Origin of the sequence: Microbacterium sp. p3-SID336, assembly GCF_025143365.1 — a bacterium.
In the GTDB taxonomy this organism is placed as follows: domain Bacteria; phylum Actinomycetota; class Actinomycetes; order Actinomycetales; family Microbacteriaceae; genus Microbacterium.
Window position 1 is genome coordinate 35,704 of the sequence record NZ_JALXPE010000013.1, and the last position, 17,766, is coordinate 53,469.

The window sequence follows — 17,766 nt, forward strand, 5'->3', positions numbered from 1 at the left end:
GCCGACGCTCGGCCGTCAGAGCCCCCGGGCGACGGCGGCGGCCGCGGACAGCCACGCGCGCTGCGTGCGCCTCGCGAGCGCTCCGTATTCCAGGTGCCCGTCGACCATCTCGTGGTCGAACGGGATCGCGATGACGTCCCGGGCGAGGGCGCGATACCCCGCGACGACCGTCTCCACCTCGGTGGGGGTGGCCTTCGGATCCGCCTGCGACACCACGACCACCGACTGCTCCGCGAGGCGGGCGGAGCGCTCGTCGCGCTCGTCCAGGGCTTCGAGCAGCAGCGCTCCCGCCTCCGCGTGGTCGGCTCTCGTGGTGGTCGCGACGACGAGCTGGTCGGCGTGGTCGATCATCCGCAGCCACATCGGGTCCGACTCGTCGTTGCCGGAGTCGATCAGGATGAGTCGGTAGAACTTCGCGGCGACGGCGTGGATCGCGTCGACGTCCTGCGGGTGCAGACGGTTCTCGTGCGCGAGTCGGATCGGCTTCGATCGCAGCACGTCGTACTTCTCCCGCGGCTGATGGTGCACGAAGTTCGCGAGATCCGCGGACTGCGCCTGCGGGCCGAGGAGGTGCCCTGTCGCCGGCAGCATCTCGAGGAGCGTGCGGTCGTGCACCCCGCTCTGCGTGCGCCAGCCGAGGGTGCCGCGAGTCTGGTTGTTGTCCCAGGCGAGCACGCCGGCGCCGCCGAACCGCGCGAACACCGCCGCGAGGAGGATCGTGGTGGGCGTCTTGCCCGCGCCGCCCTTGCCGTTCACGACGGCGATCGTGCGCGGCCCCGGCCAGTGCTGACTGACGGCGATCTCGTCGTCGCGGGCGGACTGCTCGTCGACGTCGGGGGCGAGTTTGAGGCCGAAGCGGTTGAGCGCGCCGCGGACGCCTTCCCGCGCGGGCTCCTCGCGTCGCTCCTCGACCAGGAACGACGGACGCCGAGCGCTCTCCCGCTGCTGGCGCCGGGAGCGGGTGGCCACCGTGTCACCGCCCGGCGGGCGTGGAGCTGCGGTGTCTGCGGTGTGCGCGGTGTGCGCGGTGGTCTGCGTCATGGCACGGAGGTCCTCGGCGCGTGCAGGGCCTGCATCGGGTGCGGGCGTCTGCGGGATGGAGGGGAGGGGCTCGCCTCCCGCGGCGGGTGCCGGCACGGCGGCTGCCGAGAGCGCGGTCGCGTGCGCCGTGGAGGGCAGGTGCTCCGCACGTGCGGTGTCCGCGCCGCGTGCGGGCGCCTCCGGAGCGGCGGGTGCGGGCCCCTCCGGAGTGGCGGGTTCGTCATCGGGCGGCAGGGCCGCAGCGGCGGGAGCGGGCGCCACCGGAGCGGCGTGCGTCTGCGGGGTGGGGGACGGGTGCTCGGCGCCCACGGCGGCGTCTCGCGTCTCCGGTCGTGCGCTCGACGCGCGCGGCGCGGGAGACGGCTGTGCGGACATGGTTCGCAACTGCGCCGCGGCCGTGCCCGATCCCCGCATCCGTGACCCGGCGGTCGGCGGTGCGGCGGACGAGGCGACCGCCCTTGGTGTCGGGGCAGCAGCCCTGGGTCCGGGGGCGGCAGCCTTAGGCTCTGGCGCGGCGGCCTTGGGACCTGTGCCCGCAGCCGTGGGACCGGGAGCGGCGGCTCTGGGTCCCGGAGCAGCGGCCTTGGGTCCCGGAGCAGCCGCCTTGGGTCCCGGAGCAGCGGCCTTGGGCCCCGGAGCAGCGGCCTTGGGCCCCGGAGCAGCGGCCTTGGGCCCCGGCGCGGCGGCCTTGGGCGCGAAAGCGATTCTGGCTGGGAGCGGCGCCGTGGGCGGGTCGTCGGCGGTCGGCATCCCTGGACGTGACTCGGGTGTGCCGTCCGCTGCGCTCGGGTCGCCGTCGTCTTCTCGCACTGACATCTCTAAAATGTTACATGAGGGAATATCGCATCGCCTCTGGTTCGATCACACGCCCCGATCGTCACGGTGACTGCGTGCATTTGGGTGGGCGTCGGCCACCGCGGTAGCCTCGTGTGTCGTGCCCGCTCGGGCCGTCGACCCACCCGATCCAAGGACCCCATGAACGACTTCGCGCAGTCTCCTTCGCTCACGCTCCTCCCCGCGGTCGATGTCGCCGGCGGCAAGGCGGTCCGCCTGACCCAGGGAGAGGCGGGCACCGAGACGAGCTACGGCGATCCGCTCGACGCCGCGGGGGAGTGGGTCGCACAGGGCGCGTCCTGGATCCACCTCGTCGACCTCGACGCGGCGTTCGGGCGCGGCAGCAACGCGGCCATCCTGCGCAAGGTCATCAAGCAGTTCCGCTCCGTGAACGTGGAGCTCTCCGGCGGCATCCGCGACGACGCCAGCCTGGAGGCGGCGCTGGAGAGCGGTGCCGCCCGCATCAACCTGGGCACGGCGGCGCTCGAGAACCCCGAATGGGCGGCGGACGTGATCAGCCGCTTCGGCGAGGCGATCGCCGTCGGCCTCGACGTGCGCGGCACGACCCTCGCCGCGCGCGGCTGGACCAAGGAGGGCGGCGACCTCTGGGAGGTCCTGGACCGCCTGGAGGACGCGGGCTGCAGCCGCTACGTCGTGACCGACGTCACCAAGGACGGCACGCTGCGCGGCCCGAACCTGGAGCTGCTGCGCGAGGTCACGGCGCGCACACCGAAGCCGGTCGTCGCGTCCGGCGGCATCTCGAGCCTCGACGACATCGCCGCACTGCGCGAGCTCGTGCCCCTCGGCGTCGAGGGCGCGATCGTCGGCAAGGCCCTGTACGCCGGCGCCTTCACGCTGGCTGAGGCGCTGGATGTCGCCGGAGACTGAGCCGCACGCCTGCGGGCCGGAGTCGCACAGCCACGGCGACTCCGCCGGTGTGCCGTGGGAAGGGCGCAGCTTCGAGGCGAACCCGCATGCGGCGGACGACGGCTCGGCGGACCCCGCTCTGCTCGCGGCGCTGCAGCGATTCCGCGCAGGGGAGGGCGACCAGGTCGCCGTCGTCGACGCCTTCCGCTCCGCTCGAGTGCTCATCCCGCTGATCGCGGAGAAGGGTGAGGAGGGCGTGGCGCCGAACGGCCTCGCGGTCGACAAGACGCAGGAGCTGTCGATCGTGACGGTGGCGGCTCCGGACGGCCGACGGGTGCAGCCCGTCTTCTCGTCCGTCGACGCCATGCAGCGCTGGGACCGCACCGCGCGGCCCATCCCGGTCCCCGCCCTCCGCGCCGCGCTCGCCGCCTCGGCGGAGGACACCGACCTCATCGTGCTCGACCCCACGTCGGAGACCGAGTTCGTGATCCGTCGGCCGGCGGTGTGGGCCATTGCGCAGGAGCAGCCGTGGGAGCCGAGCTTCCTCTCTCCCGAGGTGTTCTCGGCGCTGCAGGACAGCATCGCCCACGAGCTCGCGGTGATCGACGTGGCCGTCGCCGCAGGCGATCCGGACGCGCGGCTGCGGGGGCCGGAGCTGATCGTGGTCCTCGAGCTGGTGGACGGGCTGGAGCGCGAGGTGCTCGACGCCGTGCTGGCGCGTCTGGCTCAGCGCTGGGCGGCCGACGACCGCATCGCGGTGCTCGCCGACTCCCTCACGGTGAAGCTGCGGCGCAGCCGCTGACGCTCAGGTGACCGGTCCGGTCCACTTCTCGCCCGGGCCCTTGCCGATCGGGTCGGGGATGGTCGAGGCCTCCCGGAACGCCAGCTGCAGCGAGCGGAGGCCGTCGCGCAGCGACCGGGCGTGCATGTCGCTGATCTCCGGCGCGCCCGCCGTGATGAGGCCGGCGAGGGCGTTGATGAGCTTGCGTGCCTCGTCGAGGTCGAGCTGGGCCGCGGCGTCGGGGTCGTCGGCGAGCCCGAGCTTGACGGCGGCGGCGCTCATGAGGTGCACGGCTGCGGTGGTGATCACCTCGACGGCGGGAACATCGGCGATGTCGCGGACGGCCGATGACGCCGCCTCCTCCTGTCGTGCCCAGCGCTCTTCGCGCTCGCGTGCCGCCTCGTCGGGTGCCTGGTTCGTCACTTCGCCTTGCCTTCTGTTAGACTTTGGCGGGCTCCGGAGCGTCATGCTCTGGAACGAAAGAGGATTCACTTCCCACCCGCGCTTGCCGTTCCAGGCTACCGGGTCTTGCACTCCGCTGGCTCCGCTCTCACGAGGGGGCCGGTAGACAGGGTGTGGAGCCGGCGTCTGAGTGCCGGTGGGTGGGGGACGACTCCGATTTCGCCCGGGATGCAGACAGCATCGCGGTGGCCGAATCACATCGTCTAAGGAGCTCCGCATCAGCGATCCCCGTACCAATGAGCGCATCCGCGTCCCCGAGGTCCGCCTCGTCGGCCCCGCGGGTGAGCAGATCGGCGTTGTCCGCATCGAGGCAGCGCTGCGTCTCGCACAGGAAGCCGATCTCGACCTCGTCGAGGTCGCCCCGAACTCGAAGCCGCCCGTCGTCAAGATCATGGACTACGGCAAGTTCAAGTACGAGGCCGCGCAGAAGGAAAAGGAAGCGCGTCGCAACCAGGCGAACACGATCCTCAAGGAAGTCCGCTTCCGTCTGAAGATCGAGGCGCACGACTACACGACCAAGCTCAAGCGCGCCGAGGGCTTCCTCAAGGCCGGCGACAAGGTCAAGGCGATGATCCTGTTCCGCGGTCGTGAGCAGTCGCGGCCGGAGCAGGGTGTGCGTCTGCTGCGCAAGTTCGCCGAGGACGTCGCCGAGTTCGGCACGGTCGAGTCGAACCCGACCATCGACGGCCGCAACATGGTGATGGTCGTGGCGCCGCTGAAGAGCAAGTCCGAGGCGAAGCAGGAGCAGAACGCCGTGCGTGCCGCGAACAAGCAGGCCGCACGCGACGCGAAGCACGACGCGGACGCCTCGGCCGACGCACCGGCGGAGTGATCCCCGCCCCCAGAACTCCCGCACCGCGGGCCCACCCCGTCGCCTGACAAGGCGCCATACGAAGGAAGAGAAGATGCCGAAGCAGAAGACCCACTCGGGTGCTAAGAAGCGCTTCAAGATCACCGGCAGCGGAAAGCTGAAGAAGCAGCAGGCGAACATGCGTCACAACCTCGAGCACAAGTCGAGCCGTCGCACCCGCCGCCTCAACCAGGACCAGGTGCTGTCCAAGGCAGACACCAAGGTCGCGAACAAGCTTCTCGGCCGCTGACGCGCCGAACGCACGATAGGAACACAGGAAAATGGCAAGAGTCAAGCGGGCGGTCAACGCCCACAAGAAGCGTCGGGTCATCCTCGAGCGCGCCTCCGGCTACCGCGGTCAGCGTTCGCGCCTCTACCGGAAGGCCAAGGAGCAGGTCATCCACTCCCTGGTCTACTCGTACCGGGACCGTCGCAAGCGCAAGGGCGACTTCCGTCGTCTGTGGATCCAGCGCATCAACGCCGCTGCCCGTCAGAACGGCATGACGTACAACCGCTTCATCCAGGGTCTCAACCTGGCCGGTGTCACGGTCGACCGTCGCATGCTGGCCGACCTCGCGGTCAACGACGCGGCCACGTTCACGACGCTCGTCGAGACGGCGAAGAAGGCTCTGCCCTCCGACGTCAACGCGCCGAAGTCGGCTGCGTAAGCATCTCGCTCAGAACGGGCGCTCTCCTTCGGGAGGGCGCCCGTTCCGCGTTGTCGGGGCTCGCGCTGACCCTAGACTGTGATCGTGCTGGAGAACCCCCGTTCCCCCCGAGTCCGTGCCGTCGCCAAGCTGACCAAGCGCAGTGCGCGCACCGAGACCGGGCTGTTCCTGCTGGAAGGTCCGCAGTCCGTCCGCGAGGCGCTGACGTACCGTCCTGAGGCGATCGTCGAACTGTTCGCGACCCCCACCGGCTGGGAGAAGCACCCGGACATCCGTGCCAGGGCCACAGACGCCGACATCGAAGTCGAGTACGTGACCGAGTACGTGCTCAACGCGATGGCCGACACCGTGACACCCCAGGGGCTGGTCGCGGTCGTGCGGCAGACGCCCACCTCGGTGCGCGAGATCTTCGAGGCGTCGCCGCGCCTGATCGCGATCTGCGAGGAGGTGCGCGACCCCGGCAACCTCGGCACGATCATCCGAGCGGCGGATGCAGCCGGCGCCGACGCCGTCGTGCTCACCGGTCGCACGGTCGACCCCTACAACCCGAAGGTGGTGCGCGCGACCACAGGGTCGCTGTTCCACCTGCCCGTGTCGGTCGGGGGCGACCTCGGCGACGTCGTCGAGCGCGCGCACGCGGCCGGGCTGCGCATTCTCGCCGCCGATGTAAAGGGCGACGACCTGCTGGCGGCCCGCGCGGAAGGTGTCCTCGCGGAGCCGACGGGGTGGCTGTTCGGCAACGAGGCGCGCGGACTGGAGGACGAGTCCCTCGAGCTCGCGGATCGCGTTCTCCGACTGCCGATCTTCGGACGGGCCGAGTCGTTGAACCTGGCGACGGCGGCGAGCGTCTGCCTGTACGAGAGCGCGTTCGCGCAGCGCGCGGCTCCGGCCGGCTGAACGGATGAGGTGGGGCGCGGGGCGATGAGGGTTCTGATCGTCGAGGACGACGAGCGGGTGGCAGCGGCGTTGGAGGCGTTCCTCGCGCGCTCCGGGTATGCGAGCGTGCGCGCGGCGGACGGTGCCGCGGCGCTCGAGCTGGTCGATGCCGATACGGAGGTGGTGCTGCTCGATCTCGGACTGCCCGACGTGGACGGGATCGACCTGTGCCGCCGCATCCGCGGTCGCTCGGACGTGCCCATCGTGATCGTGACGGCGCGCAACCAGGTCGCGGAGCGCATCAAGGGCCTGCGCGCCGGAGCCGACGACTTCGTGGTGAAGCCCTACGACGTGCACGAGCTGCTGGCGCGCATCGAAGCGGTGACCCGCCGGTCACGCCCGCTTCGCGTGGAGCCGGACACCCGCGTGCTGCTGCATGACGGACAGCTGCAGATCGACCTGGTGGCGCGGGAGGTGCACGTCGGCGGGAGCCCGGTTGACCTCACGCGCAAGGAGTTCGACATCGTCGCGGTGCTGGCGCGCTACCCCGGCGTGGCCGTGCCCAAGGAGCGGCTGATCCGGGAGGTCTGGAACACCGACTGGCGCGGCTTCGGGCATTCGCTCGAGGTGCACGTGGCGGCGATCCGCCGGAAGGCGGGGGACCGACGGTTCATCGAGACCGTGCGCGGTGTCGGCTATCGCCTCGCGGAGGCCTGAGCCGTGCGGCGTCGCCTCATCGTCGTGTTCCTGGTGCCGCTGATCGCCGTGCTCGTCTCCCTCGGCGGTGTCGCAGGGTGGAGTGCCGCGCGCAGCATCCAGCAGGCCTTCTACGCCGAGCAGCTGGGCGACCTCGGGTATTTCGCTTCCAGCGCCCGCCAGGCGCTGCGTGCGGGTACTCCCGCCGTGATCGACGCCGAGGTCAGACGGTTCCAGGAGGTGTACGGCATCGAGGTGACCGTGTTCGATCTCGCGGGCAGCGCGTGGGCCGCGGGCGACCACGGCGATGCGGTGCTCAGCGAGGAGGATGCGGAGCGGGTGCGCCTCGCGCTCTCGGGGCGTCGTGCCGAGCAGCCGATCGCCGCGATGCCGTGGGCGGTGCCGGATGGCGCCCTCGCGGAACCCGTGTTCGACGACGGAGACGTGATCGGGGCGGTGCTGGTCGCGGGTGACGTCGAGGTCCCGCGCGGAGCCATCCTGCGGCAGACGCTGCTCCTGGGTATGGTCGTGATCGTGCTGAGCGCCCTGGGCGTGCTGCTGATGGCAGGGCTCGCCCGCTGGGTGCTCTCGCCCGTGCGCCGACTCGACCGAGCCATGACGGCGATCGAGCGCGGGGAGATGGACGCGCGGGTCGCCGAGGGGACGGGGCCGCCGGAGCTGCGCAGCATGGCGCGCGCCTTCAACGGCATGGCCGACGAGATCGAGCGCGTGATGACGCGTCAGCAGGAGTTCGCGCTGAATGCGTCGCACGAGCTCAGGAACCCGCTGAACGCACTGCTCCTGCGGGTCGAGCACCTGGCGACGGGTCTCGGGCCCGAGTGGGACCCGGACGTGGAGGAGACGCGGGAGGAAGGGCGTCGGATGACGCGCATCCTGGAGACGCTGCTCGGCCTCGCCAGAGGAGGGCGCACGGACTCGACCATGTCGGCGGTGGATCTGGCCGCGGTGGCGGCGCGACGGGTCGAGGCGTGGCGGGAGGTGGCGGAGCACCGCGGCATCGCGCTGGTGCGGGTCGGCGCGTCCTCGGTGATGACCGTGACCGACCGCACGATCGTGGAGAGCGCGCTGGACGCCGCGATCGACAATGCCGTGAAGTACTCCCCGGGACGGACGAGCATCGAGATCGGCGCGCAGCGGAACGGCGACGAGTGCCGGCTGACGGTCCGCGATCACGGGCCCGGTCTCACGCACGAGGAGGTCGCCTCGGCGACCGACCGCTTCTGGCGCAGCCCGGACAGCGGCGATCAGCCGGGCACCGGCCTGGGGCTCGCCATCGCGACCGACCTCCTCGCGACGGTCGGCGGCGAGCTGCGGGTGAGCGCCGCGGAGGGCGGCGGGCTGCTGGTCGCCCTCGTGCTTCCGGCGGAGGGGGCGTCATGAGCGCGCGGCGACACGGGCTCATCGCGGGGCTGCTCGCCGTCGTGGTGGCGGTGGCGCTGAGCGGGTGCAGCCCCCGGGCGGCCGAGTGGACGGATGACGAGTACACGATCGCGGGCGGCGGATCGACGGGGGTGTACCACGACTACGGCAGCCGCCTCGCGGCCGAGCTGTCGCGGTCGCTCGATGTGGACGTGCGGGCCGAGGAGACGGCGGGCTCGGTGGACAACCTGCTGCGCGTGGACGCGGGCGACGCCCTGCTCGGCTTCGCGCAGGGCGATGCCGCCGCGGATGCCGTGGCGGGCACCGGCGCCTTCGCGGAGCCGCTCGCGGTGCAGGCGGTCGCACGGCTGTACGACGAGTACCTGCAGGTGGTCGTGCGGGGCGACTCCGACATCCACGACCTCGGCGACCTCGCGGGGCGTGCGGTCTCCCTCGGAGCGGAGAACTCCGGCGTGAACGTGATCGCGGCCCGCGTGATGCAGGCGGCCGGCGTGGCGCCGGACGAGGTCGTGGATCCGCAGCTCGACCTCAGCGGCTCGATCCTGGCGATGGAGCGCGGGGAGATCGACGGCTTCTTCTGGGTGGGCGGCCTGCCGACCCCGGGCATCGTGGGGCTCGCGGCCACCACACCGGTGCGGCTGCTTCCCGTCGAGCAGGAGTGGGTGAACCGCGTCAACGACCGCTACTCGCACGCGTACCGCCCCGCCGACGTCCCTGCGGGCACGTACGGTCTCCGCGAGTCGGTGATGACCATGGCGGTGCCGAACTACCTGGTGACCGCGACGTCCACCCCGCCGGGTGTCGTCCGCGATGTGCTGTCCGGGCTGTTCGACGCCCGGACGGCGATCGCGGAGGAGGTGCCGGCCGCGGCTCTGCTCGACCGGCGCTCCGCCATCTTCACCGGACCCGTCCCGCTCCACCCCGGTGCCGAGGGGTACTACCGCGACCTGCGGGACTGAGGGCGAGCTCCCGCCTCAAGAAATCCTCAAGAAGCCGGACAGCCCTGCTCCGACTCTGAGAGGCTGGCGTCGATCGCACACGATCGGAGGCCTGCTGCTCCGTTGTCGCTGGGAGCGCAGCAGCAGGGCGATCCCGCGGCCCGAGGGGGCGGGCCGTGGGGCGCCCCTGCGAAGACGCACGGGCGCCAGGATCACGTGATTACGAACATGTAAAGCTCACCGCGGCGCCTGGAGCCGCGCCTGCCACGTGGCTAGTTTGGAGAAATGATGACCTCTGATGCCCCTCTCGTCGTCGTCGAGAACGTCCAGAAGCACTATGGCGAGTTCCAGGCGCTCAGCGACATCGACCTGACCGTGAATGCGGGGGAGGTCGTCGTCGTGATCGGACCGTCCGGATCCGGCAAGTCGACCCTGTGCCGCACGATCAACCGCCTCGAGACCATCACGAGCGGAAGCATCCGCATCGACGGCAAGGAGCTGCCCGCCGAGGGCAAGGCGCTCGCCCACCTGCGGGCCGATGTCGGGATGGTGTTCCAGTCCTTCAACCTGTTCGCGCACCTCACGATCCTCGAGAACGTGACCCTCGGACCGATCAAGGTCCGCGGGCTCAAGAAGTCCGAGGCCGAGGCGGAGGCGATGATGCTGCTGAAGCGCGTCGGCGTCGCCCAGCAGGCGAACAAGCTCCCCGCACAGCTCTCCGGCGGTCAGCAGCAGCGTGTGGCGATCGCCCGCGCCCTGGCCATGCAGCCGAAGGTCATGCTGTTCGACGAGCCCACGAGCGCGCTCGACCCGGAGATGATCAACGAGGTTCTCGACGTCATGGTGGAGCTCGCGCAGGACGGCATGACGATGATCGTCGTCACCCACGAGATGGGCTTCGCGCGCAAGGCGGCCGACCGGGTGGTGTTCATGGCGGACGGGCGCATCGTCGAGGAGGCGAAGCCCGAGGAGTTCTTCACCAACCCGAAGAGCGATCGCGCCAAGGACTTCCTCTCGAAGCTCCTCACCCACTGACCCCACAGACCCTGCATTCACAGCACACGAAGGAGACGCACATGCGACGCACACGGACACTGGCAGGCATCGGGATCGCAGCGGCCGCGCTGCTGGCCCTGACCGCCTGCAACAGCGGCACCCCGTCCAACCCCGGCGGAGGCACCGAGGGCGGCGACGGCGGCGAGGACAGCACCTGGTTCGAGGTCGCCTCGGACGTGCAGCTCGACGGCAGCCCCACGTTCGACGCCATCAAGGAGCGCGACAAGGTCGTCGTCGGCGTCAAGGAGGACCAGCCCGGTCTCGGCTACCTCGACGTGACCACCAACGAGCGCACCGGCTTCGACGTCGACATCGCGCGCTGGATCGCCGCCTCCCTCGGCTACGACGAGGACAAGATCGAGTTCAAGCCGATCGCCTCCGCGAACCGCGAGCAGGCCATCGTGAACGGCGACATCGACTACTACGTCGGCACCTACTCGATCAACGACAAGCGCAAGGAGCAGATCGACTTCGCCGGCCCGTACTTCATCACGGGTCAGGGCCTTCTCGTCGCCGCGGATGCGGAGGACGCCGAAGCACTCGAGGACTTCAACGGCAAGACGGTGTGCTCGGCGACCGGCTCCACCCCGATCCAGAACATCAAGGCCAACTTCCCCGACATCAAGACGCAGGAGTACGACCTGTACTCGGCGTGCGTGCAGGACCTGATCGACGGCAAGGTCGACGCGGTCACCACCGACCAGGCCATCCTGATCGGCTACGCGGCGCAGTACCCGGACGACGTGAAGGTCACCGGCGGTCTGTTCACGGAGGAGCGCTACGGCGTCGGTCTCGCCAAGGGCGACGACGTGCTCCGCGCGCACATCAACGAGCTCTTCACCGACGGTGGCGACATCTGGCAGGCGATCTTCGACAAGAACCTCGGCTCCAGCGGCATCGAGGTCGAGCAGCCCGAGGTCGACGCGTACTGATCCGATGGGGCGGCTTCCTTCCGGGAGCCGCCCCACAGCTTGAACCGAGAAGGGGAGGGTGGCGTGGACGTCATCTTCGGGAACCTCGACCTGTGGGGTGAGGCGATCAGCAACACGCTGCTCGTCTTCTTCGCTGGCGGCATCATCGCCCTGGTCCTGGGAATCATCGTCGGCGCGATGCGCGTCTCGCCCGTGCCGATCGCACGCGGCGTCGGCACGGTGTACGTCAACATCGTGCGGAACACACCGCTGACGCTGGTCTTCTTCTTCTTCGTGTTCGGGTACCCGCAGCTCGGCCTGCCCGAGCTGTCGAACACCGTGCTGGGCATCCTCGCGATCGGCATCTACACCGCCACCTACGTGGCGGAGGTGCTGCGCGCGGGCATCAACACGGTCCCCGTCGGGCAGGCCGAGGCCGCACGGGCCATCGGGCTCCCGTTCGGGCAGGTCATGACCCTCGTCATCCTGCCGCAGGCCTTCCGCTCGGTCGTGCCGCCCATGATGAGCGTCTTCATCGCCCTGCTGAAGAACACCACGGTCGCCGCGGGCTTCTCGATCGCGGAGCTCGCCGCCCTGCGCTCGACGGTCAACGACTCGGCCGACCGCCCCGGCAACCCGATGGAGGTCCTGCTCTGGGTGGCGGTGGTCTTCGTGGCCCTGGTCATGCTGATGAGCTGGGGCCAGCGGTATCTCGAGAACCGATGGAGGATCGCGCGATGAGCTCCGTACTGTACGACGTCCCGGGCCCGCGGGCCATCGCCCGGAACCGCATCCTCGCCGTGGCGACCATCCTGGTGGTCCTCGCCGCCCTGGGCTTCGTGGTCTACCGCATGATCGAGACGGGCCAGTTCTCGCCGCAGAAGTGGTACGTCTTCACCTTCACCAACGTCTGGGCCGGTATCGCCCGCGCCCTGGTGAACACGCTGGCGGCGTTCGCGCTCGCCGCGGTCCTCAGTCTCATCCTCGGCTTCGTCCTCGCGATCGGCCGGCTGTCCGACCACGCCTGGGTCCGCGTGCCCGTCACAGTCATCACGGAGCTGTTCCGCGCCGTGCCGGTCCTCGTCTTCATGATGCTGCTGTACTACGGGCTTCCCGTGATCGGCGTGAAGATGGACCCGTACTGGGCCGTCGTCCTCGCGCTCATGGCCTACAACGGCTCGGTGCTCGCCGAGGTGCTGCGCGCCGGTGTCGAGTCGCTGCCGCGCGGGCAGAAGGAGGCGGGCTACGCGATCGGCCTCCGCAAGAGCGGCGTCATGCGCCTCATCCTGCTGCCGCAGGCGATCCGCGCCATGCTCCCCGTGATCGTCGCTCAGCTCGTTGTCACCATGAAGGACACGGCGCTCGGCTTCATCATCACGTACCCCGAGCTGCTGTACTTCGCGAAGCAGCTGACCTCGCAGCAGGGGCGGCCGATCCTGCAGTCCGCGTTCGTCATCGGCGGGATCTACATCATCATGTGCCTGATCCTGTCCGGCATCGCGCGCTGGGTGGAGATCCGCACCCGTCGTTCGGCGAAGGTCATGGCCGCGGGTGCGGTGGACCCGGAGCTCGACCCTCGACTCCACGAGGGCGGCACCGACACACAGCTGCTCACGCTGCAGAAGGCAGACGGCGGGCGACGACGGTCCAGGCGCGGCTGAGCGGCGCGGGACGCCCGTCCTGCGCCGGTAGACTCGATTCCCGTGTCAGAGTCTCCGGAAATCACCCCCGACGCGGTCGAAGCCGCCGTCGCCGACGCCCTCGCGGCGATCGACGCGGCCGCCGACACCGCCGCGCTGAAAGCCGCCCGTGCCGCGCATGTCGCCGAGGGATCGCCGCTCGCGATCCTGAACGCCTCGATGCGCCAGGTCGCCCCCGAGAACAAGGCCGCTTTCGGCAAGCTCGTCGGTCAAGGCCGTGGACGTGTGAACCAGGCGCTCGCGGCGAAGGAGGCCGAACTGGCCGCCGCGGAGGTCGCCGCCCGTCTGGAGGCCGAGCGGGTCGACATCACCGCCGTGCCGTCGCGCACCCGCGTGGGAGCGCGCCACCCCCTCGCGCTGCTGCAGGACCATGTCGAGGACATCTTCGTCGGTATGGGGTGGGAGATCGCGGAGGGCCCCGAGCTCGAGCACGAGTGGTTCAACTTCGACGCGCTCAACTTCGACGTCGACCACCCCGCGCGCCAGGAGCAGGACACGTTCTACGTCGACCCCACCTCGCGCCACCTCGTGATGCGCACCCACACGAGCCCGGTGCAGGTGCGGTCCATGCTCGACCGCGAGGTGCCGATCTACGTGCTGTGCCCCGGCCGCGTCTACCGCACCGACGAGTTCGACGCCACGCACCTGCCCGTGTTCACGCAGTTCGAGGGGCTGGTGGTCGACAAGGGCATCACGATGGCGCACCTCAAGGGCACGCTCGACCACTTCGCGAGGCAGCTCTTCGGCCCGGAGGCCAAGATGCGGTTCCGCACGAACTACTTCCCCTTCACCGAGCCCTCCGCCGAGCTCGACCTGTGGCACCCCACCTTCAAGGGCGGTGCCCGCTGGATCGAGTGGGGCGGTTGCGGCATGGTCAACCCGAACGTGCTGCGTGCGGCCGGGATCGACCCCGAGGTGTACAGCGGCTTCGCGTTCGGCATGGGCATCGAGCGCGGGCTCATGTTCCGCAGCGACGTGCAGGACATGCGGGACATGGCGGAGGGCGATGTCCGTTTCAGCGAGCAGTACGGGATGGTGGTGTGATGCGCGTCCCGCTTTCGTGGCTGCGTGAGTACGTCGATCTGGCAGCGGATGCCACGCCGGAGGACGTCCTCGCGGCGCTGGTGACCGTCGGGTTCGAGGAGGAGGACGTCCACCGCTTCGACATCACGGGCCCCGTGGTCGTCGGACAGGTCGTCTCGCTGGAGCCGGAGCCCCAGTCGAACGGCAAGACCATCAACTGGTGCCAGGTGGACGTGGGCGAGGAGCACGGCGGCGTGCGCGGGATCGTCTGCGGCGCGCACAACTTCGTCGCGGGGGACAAGGTCGTGGTGACCCTGCCCGGCGCGGTGCTGCCGGGCCCGTTCCCGATCGCTGCCCGCAAGACCTACGGCCACGTCTCGGACGGCATGATCGCCTCCGCGCGCGAACTCGGTCTGGGCGACGAGCACGACGGCATCATCGTGCTGTCCGACCTCGGCATCGACGCACCGGTCGGCACGGATGCCATCGCGCTGCTCGGGCTCGACGACGTCGCGGTCGAGATCAACGTGACGCCCGACCGTGGCTATGCGTTCTCGGTGCGCGGGGTCGCCCGCGAGTACGCGCACGCCACCGGTGCGGAGTTCCGCGACCCGGCCGAGCGCGATTTCGCCGAACTGCAGCCGGGCTCCGGGCGCACGGCGGTCGTCGACGACCAGGCGCCGGTGCGCGGCAACGTCGGCGCCAGCGAGTTCGTCACCCGCGTCGTGCGGGGCGTTGACCCCTCGCGGCCCACGCCGCCGTGGATGATCGCGCGGCTGAGCCTCGCGGGCATGCGCTCGCTGGGCGTGCTGATCGACATCACCAACTACGTCATGCTCGAGCTCGGGCAGCCGCTGCACGGCTACGACCTGGACAAGCTCACCGGAGGCATCACGGTGCGCCGTGCGACCCCGGGGGAGCGGATGACCACGCTCGACGGCGTGGAGCGGGCGCTGCACGTCGAGGACCTCCTCATCACGGACGGCTCGGGTCCCATCGGCCTCGCCGGCGTGATGGGTGGCGGCACGACCGAGATGAGCGGCACCACGCGCAACGTGCTGATCGAGGCGGCGACGTTCGACCAGACGACGATCGCGCGGACGGCGCGTCGCCACAAGCTCCCGAGCGAGGCCTCCAAGCGCTTCGAGCGCGGTGTGGACCCGCTCATCCCGTTCGTCGCGGCGCGGCGTGCGGCCGACCTGATGGTCGAGCTCGCCGGCGGCACGCTCACCGAGGAGGGTGGCGCCCTCTTCGCCGAGGTCTTCATCGCGGAGATCGAGCTGCCGACCGGCTTCGTGCAGGGACTCATCGGCGTCGACTACACGGACGACGAGATCACGGGCGCCCTGACCACGATCGGTGCCGAGGTGTCCGCCGCGGACAACGGGTGGACGGTCATCCCGCCGAGCTGGCGCCCCGACCTCACCGACAAGTGGACGCTCGCCGAGGAGGTCGCTCGCATCCACGGGCTCGACCGCATCCCCTCGGTGCTGCCGACCCCGCCCTCCGGCCGGGGGCTCACGGCCCACCAGCAGGGACGTCGCCGCGTGGCGAACGCCCTCGCGGCCGCGGGCTTCGTCGAGACCCCGGCGTTCCCGTTCACGACCGAGGCGCAGAACGATCTGCACGGCTCTGCCTCGGGTGAGCATCTGCCGAGCATCCGCCTCGCGAACCCGCTCGACGGGCAGGTGCCGTTCCTGCGGCGCTCGCTGATCCCGGGGCTGCTGCAGACCGCGCACCGCAACATCTCGCGCGGGCTCACGGATCTGGCACTGTTCGAGACCGGCGCGGTGTTCCTGCCCGAGCCGGGCGTCGAGTACGGCACGGACGACGTGCCGCCCCTGGGCGTGCGCCCCTCGGACGAGACCCTCGCTCAGCTCGATGCGTCGATCCCGCCGCAGGCGCGCCACGTCGCGGTGCTGCTGACCGGCAACGTGTCGCCGCGGCAGCCCGGGCGTGCGGCGGAGGGCTCCGGCCTCGTCGATGCCCTCGACGCGGTCCGCGTGATCGCCGCAGCTGCCGGCGTCGAGATCGACGTGATGCAGGCGCAGCGCGTCGCCCTGCACCCCGGTCGCACCGGCGTGCTGGTCGCGGGTGGGGAGGAGGTCGGCTACGTCGGCGAGCTGCATCCCGCCGTCGCGGAGGAGGCCGACCTGCCCGGTCGTGCCACCGTGCTGGAGCTCGACCTCGACCGGCTGCTCACGCTGGCGGGCGGGCGTATCGTGGCGGCGTCCCTGTCCACGTTCCCCGCGGCGACGCAGGACGTCTCGCTCACCGTACCGGCGGACGTGCCCGCGGCCGACGTCCGTGCCGCTCTCGCGGAGGGCGCCGGGGCGCTGCTGGAGTCCGTCCGCCTCGTTGACGACTACCGCGGCGAGGGCGTGCCGGAGGGGGCGAAGTCGCTGACGTTTGCGTTGCGATTCCGCGCCGACGACCGCACGCTGACCGCCGCGGAGGCCTCTGAGGCGAAGATGGCGGGTGTCGCGGCGGCGGCCGAGCGCTTCGGCGCCGCGATCCGCGACTGATCGGGAGAGCGCGCGGCATCCGATGCGGGTGCCGCGCGCGCACTGCGGCGACCGGTGGGCCGCAGCGCGGGGCTCCGCTCTGAGCGGAGCGCCTTTCCCCGGCCCGGCGTTCCTGGTGACATGGGGTCATGACGGATGTGCTGATCCTCGGGGGAACCGGATGGCTGTCGGGGCGCATCGCCGCGCATGCACTCGGCGCGGGGGCGACGGTGACCTGCCTGGCTCGCGGCGGTCGGCCGGCGCCGCCGGGAGCGAGCCTTGTGCTCGCCGACCGAGACGACGGGGCCGCCTACGACGTCGTGTCGCGCACGAACTGGGACCACGTCGTCGACGTCTCCTCACGCGCCGATCACGTGTCCGCGGCGGTGCGCGCGCTCGGAGACCATGCCGCGCGCTGGACGTACGTGTCGTCGATGTCGGTGTACCGGGACGACGAGACGGTCGGGATGGACGAGTCGGCCCCGCGCCATCCCGCCGCTCGGACGGACGAGGAGTACGACTACGCACGGCAGAAGGTCGCGGCCGAGGACGCCGTGCAGGCAGGTGTCGGCGACCGTGCACTGATCGTGCGACCCGGCCTGATCGTGGGCGACGGCGACCCCAGCGACCGCTTCGGGTACTGGGCGGCCGCGTTCCTGCGCGCACGGGAGGAGCCGGTGCTCGTGCCGCCGCTCGAGGGGCGGACGGCGCAGGTCATCGACGTCGACGATCTTGCTGCGTTCATCGTCTCGACCGGCGTGACGGGAGCCGTGAACGCGATCGGGGAACGCCACTCGCTCGCCGAGGTGCTCGAGACCGTGCGCGCGGCCGTCGGTCACAGCGGACCCGTCGTCATCGGCGAGGAGGAGCGCCTGGTCGCCGCCGGCGTGCAGTACTGGGCCGGTCCGCGGTCGCTTCCGCTGTGGCTGCCCCCGGAGATGACGGGGTTCATGGCCCGCTCCCACGCGCGCTACCTGGCGAGCGGCGGCACCCTCCGGCCGCTGGCCGACACGGTGGAGCGCGTCGTCGCCGACGAGCGTGATCGCGGAGTCGACCGCGAACGCCGCGCCGGCCTCACCAGGGTCGAGGAGCGGGAGGTGCTGTCCGCCTTCGGGACCTGAGCGCGCCCGGACGGCGCCGCTCGCTCGCTAGACTGCG

At 70.8% G+C, this 17,766-nt stretch carries 18 protein-coding genes; 16 read left to right on the forward strand and 2 right to left on the reverse strand.

Going from position 1 to position 17,766, the window contains the following annotated elements; translation table 11 throughout:
• Window positions 1–15: 15 nt before the first annotated feature.
• Window positions 16–1,350 carry an AAA family ATPase gene (locus M3C17_RS05530; RefSeq protein ID WP_259976651.1) on the reverse strand — a complete coding sequence of 445 codons (1,335 nt, stop codon included), beginning with the start codon at window positions 1,348–1,350 and terminating at the stop codon, window positions 16–18.
• Between the two features lie 666 nt (window positions 1,351–2,016).
• Between M3C17_RS05530 and priA the strand changes: the two genes are divergently transcribed.
• Entirely contained in the window at window positions 2,017–2,763 is a 747-nt protein-coding gene (gene priA, locus M3C17_RS05535) for a bifunctional 1-(5-phosphoribosyl)-5-((5-phosphoribosylamino)methylideneamino)imidazole-4-carboxamide isomerase/phosphoribosylanthranilate isomerase PriA (RefSeq protein WP_259976652.1), read from the forward strand.
• Entirely contained in the window at window positions 2,747–3,544 is a 798-nt protein-coding gene (locus tag M3C17_RS05540; RefSeq protein WP_259976653.1) for an SseB family protein, read from the forward strand. The genes priA and M3C17_RS05540 overlap by 17 nt, the downstream gene beginning before the upstream one ends.
• A gap of 3 nt (window positions 3,545–3,547) precedes the next feature.
• On the opposite strand, the gene M3C17_RS05545 is transcribed toward M3C17_RS05540, so the two are convergent.
• Entirely contained in the window at window positions 3,548–3,946 is a 399-nt protein-coding gene (locus tag M3C17_RS05545) for a DUF1844 domain-containing protein (RefSeq protein WP_259976654.1), read from the reverse strand.
• Window positions 3,947–4,178: 232 nt separating this feature from the next.
• Here M3C17_RS05545 and infC point away from each other — a divergent pair, with 232 nt between their 5' ends.
• From infC to M3C17_RS05615, 14 genes are all read left to right on the forward strand, one after another.
• Window positions 4,179–4,817: a translation initiation factor IF-3 gene (infC, locus tag M3C17_RS05550; RefSeq protein WP_396819727.1), complete on the forward strand. Its 639-nt coding sequence runs from the start codon at window positions 4,179–4,181 to the stop codon at window positions 4,815–4,817.
• A gap of 73 nt (window positions 4,818–4,890) precedes the next feature.
• Window positions 4,891–5,085: a 50S ribosomal protein L35 gene (rpmI, locus tag M3C17_RS05555; protein ID WP_136034285.1), complete on the forward strand. Its 195-nt coding sequence runs from the start codon at window positions 4,891–4,893 to the stop codon at window positions 5,083–5,085.
• A gap of 31 nt (window positions 5,086–5,116) precedes the next feature.
• Window positions 5,117–5,503, forward strand: a complete 387-nt coding sequence (gene rplT / locus M3C17_RS05560) for a 50S ribosomal protein L20 (protein ID WP_259976655.1) — start codon at window positions 5,117–5,119, stop codon at window positions 5,501–5,503.
• Between the two features lie 84 nt (window positions 5,504–5,587).
• A complete protein-coding gene (locus M3C17_RS05565; RefSeq protein ID WP_259976656.1) occupies window positions 5,588–6,400 on the forward strand; it encodes an RNA methyltransferase in 813 nt (270 codons plus the stop codon).
• Between the two features lie 24 nt (window positions 6,401–6,424).
• A complete protein-coding gene (locus M3C17_RS05570) occupies window positions 6,425–7,096 on the forward strand; it encodes a response regulator transcription factor (RefSeq protein ID WP_259976657.1) in 672 nt (223 codons plus the stop codon).
• A 3-nt stretch (window positions 7,097–7,099) separates the two neighbouring features.
• Window positions 7,100–8,476, forward strand: a complete 1,377-nt coding sequence (locus tag M3C17_RS05575; protein ID WP_259976658.1) for a HAMP domain-containing sensor histidine kinase — start codon at window positions 7,100–7,102, stop codon at window positions 8,474–8,476.
• Complete coding sequence (locus M3C17_RS05580) at window positions 8,473–9,435, forward strand: TAXI family TRAP transporter solute-binding subunit (protein ID WP_259976659.1); 963 nt, start codon at window positions 8,473–8,475, stop codon at window positions 9,433–9,435. Before M3C17_RS05575 ends, M3C17_RS05580 begins: the two co-directional genes overlap by 4 nt.
• A gap of 267 nt (window positions 9,436–9,702) precedes the next feature.
• A complete protein-coding gene (locus tag M3C17_RS05585) occupies window positions 9,703–10,449 on the forward strand; it encodes an amino acid ABC transporter ATP-binding protein (RefSeq protein ID WP_259976684.1) in 747 nt (248 codons plus the stop codon).
• Between the two features lie 41 nt (window positions 10,450–10,490).
• Entirely contained in the window at window positions 10,491–11,402 is a 912-nt protein-coding gene (locus tag M3C17_RS05590; protein WP_259976660.1) for a glutamate ABC transporter substrate-binding protein, read from the forward strand.
• A gap of 63 nt (window positions 11,403–11,465) precedes the next feature.
• Window positions 11,466–12,122 carry an amino acid ABC transporter permease gene (locus tag M3C17_RS05595; protein ID WP_060922531.1) on the forward strand — a complete coding sequence of 219 codons (657 nt, stop codon included), beginning with the start codon at window positions 11,466–11,468 and terminating at the stop codon, window positions 12,120–12,122.
• Window positions 12,119–13,042 carry an amino acid ABC transporter permease gene (locus M3C17_RS05600; RefSeq protein ID WP_259976661.1) on the forward strand — a complete coding sequence of 308 codons (924 nt, stop codon included), beginning with the start codon at window positions 12,119–12,121 and terminating at the stop codon, window positions 13,040–13,042. The genes M3C17_RS05595 and M3C17_RS05600 overlap by 4 nt, the downstream gene beginning before the upstream one ends.
• Before the next feature lie 42 nt (window positions 13,043–13,084).
• A complete protein-coding gene (gene pheS / locus M3C17_RS05605; RefSeq protein ID WP_259976662.1) occupies window positions 13,085–14,125 on the forward strand; it encodes a phenylalanine--tRNA ligase subunit alpha in 1,041 nt (346 codons plus the stop codon).
• Window positions 14,125–16,629 carry a phenylalanine--tRNA ligase subunit beta gene (gene pheT / locus M3C17_RS05610; RefSeq protein WP_259976663.1) on the forward strand — a complete coding sequence of 835 codons (2,505 nt, stop codon included), beginning with the start codon at window positions 14,125–14,127 and terminating at the stop codon, window positions 16,627–16,629. Before pheS ends, pheT begins: the two co-directional genes overlap by 1 nt.
• A gap of 128 nt (window positions 16,630–16,757) precedes the next feature.
• On the forward strand, window positions 16,758–17,729 hold the full coding sequence (locus M3C17_RS05615; protein WP_259976664.1) for an NAD-dependent epimerase/dehydratase family protein: 972 nt from the start codon (window positions 16,758–16,760) through the stop codon (window positions 17,727–17,729).
• Window positions 17,730–17,766: the final 37 nt, after the last annotated feature.